The following is a 12,446-nucleotide window of genomic DNA, read 5'->3' as shown; positions in this document are numbered from 1 at the left end:
ACTCCCCCGGCCACGTCGGTTTCCTCAGCTCGCCGGGAAGTTCTTCTCGGCGTAGCGCAGGATCCCGTCGACCTCCTCACGGTCGAGCGCAACCCCGAGCTCGTCGGTCAGTAGCGTCGCCACCTCCGCGACCTCGACCCTCCTGCTGTCCCGGGTGCCGTCGGACAGCGTGACGGTCAGGGTGTCGTCGGTGAGGACGACCTGCTTCCGATCGCTATACCGCTGCACGACGAGTCGCGCCACGAACGGCGAACGGGGGTGCGTGGAGACGTAGTGGTTCGACACCGCGAAGTCCACGGGGTAGCTCGGGTCGAGCCCGAAGCTGTAGACGTCCAGCCAGCCGTGGGGAGTCCACGACCGCAGGACCCAGATGGCCACGTCCTCCCGGTCCAACCGGACCGTCCACTCCCCCTGCCGCGCCTCGGCCCCGTCCTTCAGCTCGACGGGCTCCAGCAGACCACCGCCCCCGAAGCCCACATCCGCCAGCCACGTCCTCCCCTCGGCCACCACGCGCAGGGCGGCATGGGTGGCCGGTCGGATCTTGTCGCTGCCCATGCGGACACGGACGGCGAGGGCGCCCACCTCGTAGCCGAGCCGCTCCAGCGCCGCCGCGAACAACGAGTTGTGCTCGTAGCAGTAGCCGCCCCTGCGCCGGCGGACCAGCTTGTCCTGCACGCTGGGCAGGTCCACCCGGATCGGACGGCCGAGGACGATGTCGAGGTTCTCGAACGGGATCGCGTGGATGTGGGCGCGGTGCAGCCGACGCAGGGTCTCCGCCGTCGGGTCGAGTGGGCCGTCGTGGCCCAGGCGGTCCAGGTACGCCGGAAGGTCGAGCCGGGCGCTGTTCCAGCCCCGCCCGTCCGACCCCGCGTCCGGTTCGGCGTCCGGCCCCACGTTCGACTCCGGGGTCGAACCCTCCATGTCGGGAGTCCTCATCGTTCTCTCCTGGGCGCATCGTTAGCCGTACAATGACCTCGGCCCGAAAACGCTAGCCAGCTAACGAGTAGGGGTCAAGACGAGGAGGGGCCATGCGGAAGTGGGACGTCCACGAGGCGCGGGAGTGGAAGGTCGGGGAGTGGGCGGACGACTTCCAACCCGCGTTCTGGGCGGCCAAACGTGCGCTGACGCGGGCGGCGGAGGCGGCCTTCGCCCGACACGGCGTGCGTGAGGGCCAGCAGTTCGTGCTGCTCACCCTGTGGCGCGAGGACAACCTCACCCCAGGGGAGATCGCCCGCCGTCTCGGCCTGGCCACCCCCACCGTCACCAGGACCACCAGCCGCATGGAGGCCGCCGGCCTGGTCGTCCGGCGACCGCACCCCACGGACGCGCGGCTGGTGCTCATCCAGCTCACCGAACGCGGCCGCGCGCTCCAGGACGCCCTCAACGAGGAGGTCAGACGGCTGTCCGACCGCGCGCTGCGCGGCCTCGACGACCACGAGCGTCAGGAGTTCGTCCGGATGCTGGAACTGCTGCGCCACAACCTCAGCGCCGAGTAGGAGGCCTCACCCTGCTCGGCTCGACGGGACTGTGATCAGACGCCGGAGACCGGAGGCGAGCACCCTGATCGTCATCGCGCTCGTCAGCGGCGTTCACCTCGACGGGGAACCGGCACGACCGAACGGGCGGCCAGGGTGATGGCCGATCTCGCCCTCCGCCGGGACCGGTCGACGCAGTGGTGGCCGCTGGCGACACCGTCACACCCGCCTGCGCGAGGAGTACGAGCAGGCCGCGAACGTCTACCGGTGACCCCACACAGCCCGTTCGTCGACCAGATCCAGCAGTTCAGGAAGGACGGCTCGTCGACCTCCCCGCACGCCACCACCCGGGCCTGTCATCGTCCTCTGTGGACACACCCACACGCCCACCGCGTCCACCTTCGCGAGCGGCCCCCTGTCGACGGCACCTAGAAAGTGGATGACGACCAGCTCACCGCACTTCCTGTTGTCCACACAGAACGGCCGTGAGAGGAGGTGACGTCCTGTGGAGGGGGACACATCGGCCAAACACCTTCACACCGATTGTTTCCTGACCACGACGATCCGCTTCGGCGACCCGTGGCGCCTCGTCGCTTGTTGGCCAAGGGCCTCAGTCAAAGGGGAGATGTGCCGGCTCGGCACGCAGCTGCCGCAGTTCGTCCACCAACTCGCTCCGGCCGGCCACCCGACGCCCTCCGGCCGAGACAAGCCGCTCGCTACCCCTTGCCACCGAGCTGGTGCTGAGAACCCACACGGGACGCTTTCCACGAAGCGCGGCCTCCCCCGCCTTGACAGTACCCCCGGTCTCACGGGCCTCAACAACGACAACAGCCTGGCTCAGGCCGATGACAACGTTATTTCGAGCCATGGCAGCACCAGCGCTCCACCGCTGGCGCGGCGGAAATTGGGAGACGACCCGGAGGGATCACAGGGAGCCCGCAAAGAACATGACACGCAAGGAACGCTCGACACTACTCGACGAATTCAGGGTCGACGAGCGCCTTGACAACCAAACCGTCTTGGTCGTCGATGACATCTATCATACGGGCTTCACGATGGCCGGGGTCGCCAAGGCGGCGCGTACGGCTGGAGCCAAGACAGTGCTCGGCCTCGTGGCTGCTCGCAATATTCGCGCCTGACCCCATGCCCCGCCGTCGACAACCGACATGTGAAGGAAGAGGCGCTCAACAGATCGGCCATAATCCGCAGTCCGCACCCGCGCACCGACACCCTCACTCCACGAGTTCCACATCCGGGAGCTGAAGGACCTGCTCGCGAAACGGCTCGAATTGGCTGTCACGGGGAAGGGGAGCCGACCTGGCGAGTCGGCTCCCCTTCCTAGCTTCACGTCATCCGACTAGGCGGATGACGCCCAACGTTGCGTCAAACGCGATCCGGTCAGCTACAACCGGAGGTGGAGCCGCAGCCCTCGCAGACGTAGCAGGAACCGGCGGGACGCATCTTCGTGCCGCAGGTCAGGCACAGCGGGGCGTCCGCGGCCTTGCCGGCGTGCAGCTCGATCAACTCGGTCGAGCTGCCGACCTTCCGGTCACCACCGTTGTTGGGCACCGGCGGCTGCGGGCTGGCGTCCACCGTGGCCCGCAGACCCTCGATGTCCACCTCGTCGCCACCGCTGGGCGCGGCCGGCGTCTCCCCCGCCACCTGGGCGGCGCGCTCGTCGGCGGTGAACACACCGAGCTGCGCCCGCTTCTCGTACGGCAGGTAGTCCAGCGCCAGCCGACGGAACAGGTAGTCCAGCACGCTCGTCGCGAAGCGCACGTCGGGGTCGTCGGTCATGCCCGCCGGCTCGAAGCGCAGGTTCATGAACTTCGAGACGTAGAACTCCAGCGGGATGCCGTACTGGAGACCCACCGAGATGGACATGGAGAAGGCGTCCATCACGCCGGCCAGCGTCGAACCCTGCTTGCCGAGCTTGACGAAGATCTCGCCGAGGCCGTCGTCCGGGTAGGAGCCGGCGTGCAGGTAGCCCTCGGCGCCGCCCACGGTGAACGACACGGTCTGGCTCGGCCGCTTCTTCGGCAGCCGCTTGCGCACCGGCCGGTACTCGACCGCCGGGGCGGTCTCCTTCTCCGACTTCTCGGCCGCCTTGGACTTCGCCGCCGACAGCGGCTGGCCGACCTTGCAGTTGTCGCGGTAGATCGCCAGCGCCTTCAGGCCGAGCTTCCAGCCCTCGAAGTAGATCTGCTCGACCTCCTCGACGGTGGCCGACTCCGGCATGTTCACCGTCTTGGAGATCGCGCCGGAGATGAACGGCTGCACCGCGGCCATCATCCGCACGTGGCCCATCGGGGCGATGGAGCGCTCGCCCATGGCGCAGTCGAACACCTCGTAGTGCTCGGTGCGCAGGCCCGGCGCGCCCACCACGTGGCCGTGCTCGGAGATGAACTCGACGATCGCCTCGATCTGCTCGTCGACGTAGCCCAGCGCCTTCAGCGCCCTCGGCACGGTCTGGTTGACGATCTGCATCGAGCCGCCGCCGACCAGCTTCTTGAACTTGACCAGCGCCAGGTCGGGCTCGATGCCGGTCGTGTCGCAGTCCATCATCAGGCCGATGGTGCCGGTCGGGGCCAGCACGCTGGCCTGCGCGTTGCGCCAGCCGTTGCGGCCGCCGATCTCCAGGCACTCCTGCCACGCCTTCGTCGCCAGCTCGTGCACGGCGGCGTCGTTGCGGTGGTAGGTGCGCACCAGGTCGTTGGCGGCGGCGTGCTTGCGCATGACCCGGCGGTGCGCGTCGGCGTTGCGGGAGTAGCCCTCGTAGGTGCCGACGACACCGGCCAGCTCGGCGGAGCGCTTGTAGGCCGTGCCGGTCATCAGCGAGGTGATCGCCGCGGCGAGCGCGCGACCGCCGTCGGAGTCGTAGGCGTGGCCGGTCGCCATCAGCAGCGCGCCGAGGTTGGCGTAGCCGATGCCGAGCTGACGGAACTTCCGGGTGGTCTCGCCGATCGACGGGGTCGGGAAGTCCGCGAAGCAGATGGAGATGTCCATCGCGGTGATGACCAGCTCGACGGCCTTGGCGAAGGTCTCGCCGTCGAACGTGCCGTCCTCGCGGAGGAACTTCATCAGGTTCAGCGAGGCCAGGTTGCAGCTCGAGTTGTCGAGGTGCATGTACTCGCTGCACGGGTTCGACGCGGTGATCCGGCCCGACTCGGGGCAGGTGTGCCAGTCGTTGATCGTGTCGTCGTACTGGATGCCGGGGTCGGCGCACTCCCACGCCGCCTTGGCGATCTTGCGGAACAGGCCCTTGGCGTCGACCTTCTGCACGGCCTCGCCCGTGGTGCGGGCGCGGAGCGCGAACTCGCCGCCGCCCTCCACCGCGCGCATGAACTCGTCCGAGACGCGGACCGAGTTGTTGGCGTTCTGGTACTGGACGCTGGTGATGTCGGCGCCGCCGAGGTCCATGTCGAAGCCGGCGTCCCGGAGGACCCGGATCTTCTCCTCCTCGCGGGCCTTGGTCTCGATGAACTCCTCCACGTCGGGGTGGTCGACGTCGAGGATGACCATCTTGGCCGCGCGCCGGGTGGCGCCGCCGGACTTGATCGTGCCGGCCGAGGCGTCCGCGCCACGCATGAACGACACGGGGCCAGAGGCGTTGCCGCCGGAGGACAGCAGCTCCTTCGAGGAGCGGATGCGGGACAGGTTCACCCCGGCCCCGGAGCCGCCCTTGAAGATCAGGCCCTCCTCCTTGTACCAGTCGAGGATCGACTCCATCGTGTCGTCCACCGACAGGATGAAGCAGGCGCTGACCTGCTGCGGCGAGGCGGTGCCGACGTTGAACCAGACCGGCGAGTTGAAGCTGAACACCTGGTGCAGCAGCATCCAGGTCAGCTCGTGCTCGAAGATCTCCGCGTCGGCGTCGCCAGCGAAGTAGCCGTGCTCCACGCCGGCCGCGGTGTAGGTCTTCACCACACGGTCGATGAGCTGCCGCAGGCTGCTCTCCCGCTGCGGGGTGCCCACGGCGCCGCGGAAGTACTTGCTGGTCACGATGTTGACCGCGTTCACCGACCAGAAGTCGGGGAACTCGACGCCGCGCTGCTCGAAGTTGATCGAGCCGTCGCGCCAGTTGGTCATCACGACGTCACGGCGCTCCCAGGTGACCTCGTCGTACGGGTGGACACCCTCGGTGGTGTAGACCCGCCGCACGCGCAGTCCCTGGCGCTTGCCGCCACGGCGCTTGCCGTTCGGCGACGCCGTTGACTCCCCCGCGCCGGCTGCCGGGGTCCCGACGGTCTCCGTCATGACCTGTCTCTCTCCCTCTGCTGCTCGCTCGACCGGCCTCGGCCCCGTCCGGTCTCCCCGTCCGGTGCGGTCCGCGCCGCCACTGCTGGAGCGATCTGTCCTCAGCGATCTGTTTCTTGGCAAGGTGTCGCGCCGGAGCCCGACGCGAACGTCGGACACCGGTCGGGTTCGTGGGTGCGGGCCGCGTCGCCCGCCGTCGCCCTCGGCGGCCTCAGTGGCCTCAGTGGCCGGGGGCGTCCGCCGCGGGCGTGGTGGCCGCCCCGGCCGTGCGCACCGATCTGAGGTCGGCGATCTCCTTCTCGAAGTCCTCCACCGAGGAGAAGGACCGGTAGACGCTGGCGAACCGCAGGTAGGCGACCTCGTCCAGCTCCCGCAGCGGGCCGAGGATGGCCAGCCCCACCTCGTGGCTGGGGATCTCGGCGCACCCGGTCGCCCTGATCGACTCCTCGACCCGGTGCGCGAGCTGCTGCAACGCGTCCTCGTCCACCGGCCGGCCCTGGCAGGCGCGGCGCACGCCCCGCACCACCTTCTCCCGGCTGAACGGCTCGGTCACACCGGAGCGCTTCACCACCGCCAGGACGGCCTCCTCCACCGTGGTGAAGCGGCGGCCGCACTGGGCGCAGGAGCGCCGGCGGCGGATGGCCTGGCCCTCGTCGACCTCACGGGAGTCCACGACCCGGGAGTCGGAGTTGCGGCAGAACGGGCACCGCACCTTCGTCACCCCTTTCCGCGCCGACCGCCCCGGCAAGCCCACGTCGGGGTGCGTCAGGACAGCGTCGCCAGCACGGCCCGTAGACCGACCGGTACGCTCCGAGACCCAACCTGTGGACTAACTACAGCGGTGTAACCACTAGATGTTGGGGAATCTAGGCCTCGGCAGCCCAACGCGCAAATTGGCCTGGACACCCGCGTGTCACCCGTCTGCCTTAGTCCGGACACCCTCCGCCGGACCGTCCGAACACCCCGCCAGCCACGCCGTGGACGGCCTGTCGGCGACCTCCGGACGTCCCCACGGCGAAGGGTGGGGACGGGTGGCGTCAGTGCCCCTCTCAGGGTCCCAATCTCAGTGGTCCACGGGGACCACGAGTGTCTGCCCGGGGGCCACCGCGACACCGTCCACGGCGTTCAGCTCCCTGATGCGCCGCGCCACGGCGTCCGGATCGCGACGGGGAGCCGCCCGCCGCGCCACGTCCATCACCGACTCGCCGGGGACCACCACGACGGCGCCGGTCCTCTCGGGGAGCGGGTCGCGCCGCTCCGACCCGCCCCACCAGAGGAGGAGGACGGCGACACCGCTCGCGCACGCGAGCGCGAGCACCGTCCACACCTGGGAGGTCCGCCGGGGTCGACAGGGAGCCGGCCTGCGCGCCATGGGGGCCACCACCGGACGGGGACGCCCCGGCGGACGCCGGGTGTCGACTCCGGCGTGCCGTTGCCGACGCGTCGTTCCCGGCCCGCCGGGACTGACGAGGTCACAGGCCAGGACCGCCACCTCGTGCCGCCACCGCCCCGGCGACACCGACGCCTTCCCCCGCTTCTGGACGGCCATACGCCCCCTCCCCGCACCGGACCGACGCGACCCACCAAGATCGAACAAACGTTCGATCGAACTCCCGTGCGACTGTCTACCACCAGCGAAGATCGAACTGAAGCGACGCGCGGGATATCCTTCGAACAGGTGTTTGATCTCCGGACGGAACCGGGCTAGCGTCATCCTGTGGCGCACGTGACCGGCGAGCCGGACGGGCAGGAGGGCAGCGACGTGGCACGCAGGCGGGGCGGGGACGGCACGACCGCCGACGGCGGCGCCGACCGCGGCGACTCCGACAACGTGACCGACCGCGTGACCGGCGGCGTCGCCAACGGGACCGCTGACGGGACCGCTGACGGGACCGCTGACGGGACCGCTGACGGCACGGTGGGGGGCGCGGCCGGCGACGCGGAGGTGCGGCCGTTCCCGGAGCCCCCGGCGTCCGGCGGGCTGACCGCCCGGCAACGGCGTGTCCTGGAGGTCATCCGCGACCACCTGGACCGCAACGGCTACCCGCCCAGCGTGCGCGAGATCGGCGAGGCCGTCGGCCTGACCTCCACCTCCTCGGTCGCCCACCAGCTCCGCGCCCTGGAGCGCAAGGGCTACCTGCGGCGCGACCCCCGGCGTCCCCGCACCGTCGGCGTGCTGCCCCCGGACGCCACGCCCGGCGACGGCGTGTGGGCCAGGCCCGGCCGGCCGACGACCGCCGGCGAGCCCACGACGGTGGGGTCCGCGGCGGCCGGGACGGGCTCGGAGGGCGCGGACGCGCCCCAGCCCTCGGGAGCCCAGCCGGCCTACGTCCCCGTGGTCGGCCGGATCGCGGCCGGCGGCCCGATCCTGGCCGAGCAGGCCATCGAGGACGTCTTCCCGCTGCCCAGGGAGATCGTCGGCGAGGGGTCGCTGTTCCTGCTCCGGGTCGTCGGCGACTCGATGGTCGACGCGGCGATCACCGACGGCGACTGGGTGGTGGTCCGCCAGCAGCCCGACGCCGACAGCGGGGACATCGTGGCCGCGATGATCGACGGCGAGGCCACCGTCAAGACGCTGAAGCGGCGGGACGGCCACGTCTGGCTGATGCCGCACAACCCCGCCTACGAGCCCATCCTCGGCGACGAGGCCGCCATCCTGGGCCGCGTGGTGGCCGTCCTGCGCCGACTCTGAGCCTCACGCTCCGAGCGGGCTCGGGCTCCCGGTCTCACTCGGGCTCCCGGTCTCACTCGGGGCTCTCGATCTTCACCGCGCCCTCGGAGCCTCGGGGGCGCCGCCGCTCCCTGCCCGCTCACCGGCTCCGGCGCCGTCGGCCCAGCACCACCACGACCAGGGCCACCGCCACGCCGGCGATCCCGAGCGTCTTGAGCGTCCATGGCGTCCCCGACCCGTCATCCGACGCCGACGCGTCGGCGCTCGCCGCATCCGGCGCTGCGTCCCGCTGTGGCGTCTTCCCCGCGGCGGAGGCCGAGGGCGTGCTCGGGGCGACGAGCCGGGTAGCTCCGGGGATGGCGCGCATCGGGGCGCTCGACCCCCGGTCCCCGAACTCCCCGCCGGCCAGCAGGGTCCCGTCCGGCTCGAACGCGAGCGCCTCGCCCTGGGGCTCGTCCGGCAGGGGCACGCGCACGGGCTCCCGACCCAACGCGGCGACGACGTCGCCGTCCGGGGCGCTGAACAGGTACGCGTCGGTGTAGGTGCGGAGCGCGACCACGGTGCCGTCCGCGCTGACCGCGCCGCCGGTGACGAGCACCGAGCCGAACCCCGCCACCGGGCCGCCCTTCGTGTCGGTCGGCCCCAGGCGCACGGTCGCCACCTTCTCCAGCGCGGTCGGCCCCGGCGCGGCGAGCGGACCCGCGGGGCGGTAGACGGCCGAGCCGCCGAGCGGCTCCTTGGTCACCAGGTGCGGGACGCCCGCGCGGTCCAGGAGCAGGGCTTCGGCGTCGTGCGGCCCGTCGGGGTAGGTGAGCCGGTGCAGCACCGCCCTGCCGTTCGGCGAGACGGCGTGCAGGGCGACCGTCTCCCGTTGCCTGCGGTTGTCGCCGGTGTCGGCCAGCCAGAACGTGCCGTCGGCGGCACGTGCCATGTCCTCCACGTCGTACGGGTCGACGGGAGCGGTGATCACGCGCCGCACCGCGCAGTCCCGCGCGAGCACGAAGATCTGGATCTGGCTGCCGCCGTCCGGCACGGCGTACCAGTTCGACCCGTCGGAGGCCAGTCCCGACAGCTCGGCCACGCGGGGGTCCCTGACCTGGCAGACCTCCGTCGGCCGGACGGACGCGGGCGGTGGCGTCGGTTCGGCGGCCGCGCCGGGCGCCAGCGGCGCGACCAGCGCGAGCACGACCCCGCAGACAGCGGAGAACACCGACGACAGGGCACGGGCTCGGCGACTGGTCACCCCGCCCAGTCTGACAGCGCGGGGACCTGAGGGGGGCCGTGGGCGAGCGAGATCTCGTCCCGCCCACGGCCGTCGACCGTCCTGATCAGCCTTGGTCGGCGATCGGTCAGCGCGCGCCCGCGGGCACGCCGAGCTTCTCCAGCACGCCCGCGAGGTCCGGCCGGACCTTGGCCCGGAGCTGGGTGCCCTCGGCGGTGTGCTCCTCGGCGAGCACCTCGCCCTCGGCGTGCACCCGCGCCACCATGTCGCCCCTGGTGTAGGGCACCAGAACGTCGACGAGCACGTCCGGTCGCGGCAGCCGCTCGGCGATCCGCTCCCGCAGCTCGACCATGCCCGCCCCGGTGCGGGCCGACACGAACACCGCGTCCGGCAGCAGGTGGCGCAGGCGGGCCAGCGCGACCTCGTCGGCCGCGTCGACCTTGTTCACCACCAGCAGCTCCGGCGGCATCGGCGCGTCGCGTTCCTCGGTGATCTCCGCCAGCACGTCCCGCACCGCGGTGACCTGCCGCTCCGGCGCCGGGTCGGAGCCGTCGACGACGTGCAGCAGCAGGTCGGCGTCGGCCACCTCCTCCAGCGTGGAGCGGAACGCCTCCACGAGCTGGTGCGGCAGGTGCCGCACGAACCCGACGGTGTCGGTCAGCGTGTAGGGCCAGCCGTCCGGCGTGGTCGAGCGACGGGTCGTCGGGTCCAGGGTGGCGAACAGCGCGTCCTCCACCAGCACGCCCGCGCCGGTGACCGCGTTGAGCAAGCTGGACTTGCCGGCGTTGGTGTAACCGACGATCGCGACGCTGGGCACCTCGTTGGCGGCGCGCCGCCCCCGCTTGGTCTCCCGCACGGTCCGCATCGCGGCCAGTTCCCGACGCAGCTTCGCCATCCGCTTGTGGATGCGCCGCCGGTCGGTCTCCAGCTTGGTCTCACCCGGGCCGCGCAGGCCCACGCCGCCGTTGCTGCCGCCGGCCCGGCCGCCGGCCTGCCGGGACATCGCCTCACCCCAGCCCCGCAGGCGCGGCAGCAGGTACTGGAGCTGCGCGAGCTCCACCTGCGCCTTGCCCTCCCGGGACCGGGCGTGCTGGGCGAAGATGTCGAGGATCAGGGCGGTCCGGTCGATGACCTTGACCTTGAGCTGCTCCTCCAACTGCCGAAGCTGGCCGGGCGACAGCTCGCCGTCGCAGATCACGGTGTCCGCGCCGGTCGCGATCACCACGTCCCGGAGTTCCCTGGCCTTGCCGGCGCCGATGTAGGTCGCCGGGTCGGGCCGGCCGCGCCGCTGGACCAGGCCCTCCAGGACCTGGGAGCCGGCGGTCTCGGCCAGCCGGGCGAGCTCCGCCAGCGAGGCCTCGGCCTCGGTGGAGTCCCCCTCGGTCCAGACCCCGACCAGGACGACGCGCTCCAGCCGGAGCTTCCGGTACTCGACCTCGGAGATGTCGGCGAGCTCGGTGGAGAGTCCGGAGACCCGACGCAGGGCGGCCCGCTCGGCCAGCTCCAGGTCACCCGTCGAGGGGGTCTCGTCCAGCTCGTCTTCGTGGACCCCGAAGGGGTCATGGTTGATATCCGTCATACGCCTTCCATGCTCCCACGCCCGGCTACCCGTTTTCCCAGGTCGGCAACCGGAGGTGGCGGGGTGGCCGTCGATGGGGCACCGGCGACCGGTTCTCGTGTCGTTCAACGCCTCCCGGGCCCCGCCTGTTCCGCCCCTGTCGCATGCCTGTTCCTCGACGTGTTCCGTGCCTGCCCCGAACCTGCTCTCGGCGTGTCCGGCGCTCGTCCGGGGGACGTGCGCCGGACCTGTTCCCGCTTGTCCCACCGTCGAACGCGGGCGCACCGGTTCGGGTGGTACCCGGGCGCGGCGGCGGTCGCTACGGTCAGCGATCATGAAGAAAGCCGAGGTCCTCCTCGACGGCCTGCGCTTCGCCGAGGGGCCCCGCACCGGCCCCGACGGCCGCCTCTACGTCTCCGACTTCTACGACCGGCACGTGCTCGCCGTGGACGTGCGGACGGGCGCGCGCGAGGTGGTGTGCGAGGTGCCCGGCCAGCCGTCGGGGCTCGGATGGCTGCCGGACGGACGGATGCTCGTGGTGTCGATGCTCGACCGAACCGTGTGGCGGCTGGAGCCAGACGGGCGGCTGACGCCCCACGCCGACCTGTCCGGTGTGGCCACCTTCCACGCCAACGACATGCTCGTGCGCCCGGACGGACGCGCCTACGTCGGCAACTTCGGCTTCGACCTGCACGGCCTGCTCGCCGAGCGCGGCCTGGACGCGGTCCTCGCGTCCGACGCCGAGCCGCCCACCGCGACGCTCGCCCTGGTGGAGCCGGACGGCGAGGTCCGTCCCGTCGCCGACGGCCTTCGGTTCCCCAACGGCATGGTGGCGCTCTCCGACGGCACGCTCGTGCTCGCGGAGACGTTGGGGCTGCGCCTGCTCGCCTTCGACGTCGCCGAGGACGGCTCCCTGAGCGGCCGGCGCGTCTGGGCGGACCTGCGCGAGCGCCTGGTCGCGCCGGACGGCGTCTGCGTGGACGTCGAGGACCGGGTGTGGGTGTCGGCGGCCGTCCAGCCCTCGGCGTTGCGGGTGGCCGCCGGCGGCCAGGTCATGGACCAGGTGGCGACCAGCCAGAACTGCTTCGCCGTGGGACTCACCGGGCCGGACCGCCGCACGTTGGTGTGCTGCACCGCGCCCTCCTCGCTGCCGCGGGACGTCGCCGAGCGGCGGCTCGGCCGGCTCGAGGTCGCCGAGGTGGACGTCCCCGGGGTGTGAGCCGGCAGGAGTCGGGCCGGAGACGGCCGCGGCGCGTCGCGGGG

The 12,446-nt window shown here is 71.7% G+C and carries 10 protein-coding genes and 1 pseudogene; 4 read left to right on the top strand and 7 right to left on the bottom strand.

All coding sequences use genetic code 11. From position 1 onward, the window contains the following. Positions 1-24: 24 nt before the first annotated feature. The gene (locus LX15_RS02375; RefSeq protein WP_253667776.1) at positions 25-936 is read right to left on the bottom strand and encodes an arylamine N-acetyltransferase family protein; all 912 of its coding nucleotides are present in this window, start codon (positions 934-936) and stop codon (positions 25-27) included. Positions 937-1,028: 92 nt separating this feature from the next. On the opposite strand from LX15_RS02375, the gene LX15_RS02370 reads away from it, so the two are divergent. Next, the gene (locus LX15_RS02370; RefSeq protein ID WP_253667775.1) at positions 1,029-1,496 is read left to right on the top strand and encodes a MarR family winged helix-turn-helix transcriptional regulator; all 468 of its coding nucleotides are present in this window, start codon (positions 1,029-1,031) and stop codon (positions 1,494-1,496) included. A 589-nt stretch (positions 1,497-2,085) separates the two neighbouring features. Here the strand turns inward: LX15_RS02370 and LX15_RS33425 are convergent. Beyond that, positions 2,086-2,379, bottom strand: a pseudogene (locus tag LX15_RS33425) (DNA-processing protein DprA); the annotation flags it as partial. Between the two features lie 43 nt (positions 2,380-2,422). On the opposite strand from LX15_RS33425, the gene LX15_RS02365 reads away from it, so the two are divergent. After that, entirely contained in the window at positions 2,423-2,614 is a 192-nt protein-coding gene (locus LX15_RS02365; protein WP_253667774.1) for a phosphoribosyltransferase family protein, read from the top strand. Between the two features lie 259 nt (positions 2,615-2,873). Here the strand turns inward: LX15_RS02365 and LX15_RS02360 are convergent, their stop codons facing one another. From LX15_RS02360 to LX15_RS02350, 3 genes are all read right to left on the bottom strand, one after another. Further along, positions 2,874-5,732, bottom strand: coding sequence for a vitamin B12-dependent ribonucleotide reductase (locus tag LX15_RS02360; protein WP_253667773.1), 2,859 nt, complete (start codon positions 5,730-5,732; stop codon positions 2,874-2,876). Between the two features lie 220 nt (positions 5,733-5,952). Next, positions 5,953-6,444 carry a transcriptional regulator NrdR gene (nrdR, locus tag LX15_RS02355; RefSeq protein WP_253667992.1) on the bottom strand — a complete coding sequence of 164 codons (492 nt, stop codon included), beginning with the start codon at positions 6,442-6,444 and terminating at the stop codon, positions 5,953-5,955. Between the two features lie 351 nt (positions 6,445-6,795). Beyond that, a complete protein-coding gene (locus tag LX15_RS02350) occupies positions 6,796-7,281 on the bottom strand; it encodes a hypothetical protein (protein WP_253667772.1) in 486 nt (161 codons plus the stop codon). 396 nt (positions 7,282-7,677) lie between these two features. On the opposite strand from LX15_RS02350, the gene lexA reads away from it, so the two are divergent. Continuing rightward, entirely contained in the window at positions 7,678-8,424 is a 747-nt protein-coding gene (lexA, locus tag LX15_RS02345; protein WP_308213400.1) for a transcriptional repressor LexA, read from the top strand. 118 nt (positions 8,425-8,542) lie between these two features. Here the strand turns inward: lexA and LX15_RS02340 are convergent, their stop codons facing one another. Both LX15_RS02340 and hflX read right to left on the bottom strand, forming a co-directional pair. After that, positions 8,543-9,646 carry an SdiA-regulated/phytase-like domain-containing protein gene (locus LX15_RS02340; protein ID WP_253667771.1) on the bottom strand — a complete coding sequence of 368 codons (1,104 nt, stop codon included), beginning with the start codon at positions 9,644-9,646 and terminating at the stop codon, positions 8,543-8,545. 106 nt (positions 9,647-9,752) lie between these two features. Continuing rightward, the gene (gene hflX / locus LX15_RS02335; protein WP_253667770.1) at positions 9,753-11,204 is read right to left on the bottom strand and encodes a GTPase HflX; all 1,452 of its coding nucleotides are present in this window, start codon (positions 11,202-11,204) and stop codon (positions 9,753-9,755) included. A 313-nt stretch (positions 11,205-11,517) separates the two neighbouring features. Between hflX and LX15_RS02330 the strand changes: the two genes are divergently transcribed. Beyond that, entirely contained in the window at positions 11,518-12,402 is an 885-nt protein-coding gene (locus tag LX15_RS02330; protein ID WP_253667769.1) for an SMP-30/gluconolactonase/LRE family protein, read from the top strand. The last annotated feature ends 44 nt before the right edge of the window (positions 12,403-12,446 follow it).

Origin of the sequence: Streptoalloteichus tenebrarius (genome assembly GCF_024171885.1) — a bacterium.
Lineage (GTDB): Bacteria > Actinomycetota > Actinomycetes > Mycobacteriales > Pseudonocardiaceae > Streptoalloteichus > Streptoalloteichus tenebrarius.
Note: the sequence above shows the minus strand (reverse complement) of the source record. Positions and strands in the feature narration are given on the sequence as shown.

Bases quoted from the DNA above. Each gene is read 5' to 3' on its own strand.
- LX15_RS02375 (WP_253667776.1), bottom strand. From the start codon at position 936: ATGAGGACTCCCGACATGGAGGGTTCGACCCCGGAGTCGAACGTGGGG.
- LX15_RS02370 (WP_253667775.1), top strand. From the start codon at position 1,029: ATGCGGAAGTGGGACGTCCACGAGGCGCGGGAGTGGAAGGTCGGGGAG.
- LX15_RS02365 (WP_253667774.1), top strand. From the start codon at position 2,423: ATGACACGCAAGGAACGCTCGACACTACTCGACGAATTCAGGGTCGAC.
- LX15_RS02360 (WP_253667773.1), bottom strand. From the start codon at position 5,732: ATGACGGAGACCGTCGGGACCCCGGCAGCCGGCGCGGGGGAGTCAACG.
- LX15_RS02350 (WP_253667772.1), bottom strand. From the start codon at position 7,281: ATGGCCGTCCAGAAGCGGGGGAAGGCGTCGGTGTCGCCGGGGCGGTGG.
- hflX (WP_253667770.1), bottom strand. From the start codon at position 11,204: ATGACGGATATCAACCATGACCCCTTCGGGGTCCACGAAGACGAGCTG.
- LX15_RS02330 (WP_253667769.1), top strand. From the start codon at position 11,518: ATGAAGAAAGCCGAGGTCCTCCTCGACGGCCTGCGCTTCGCCGAGGGG.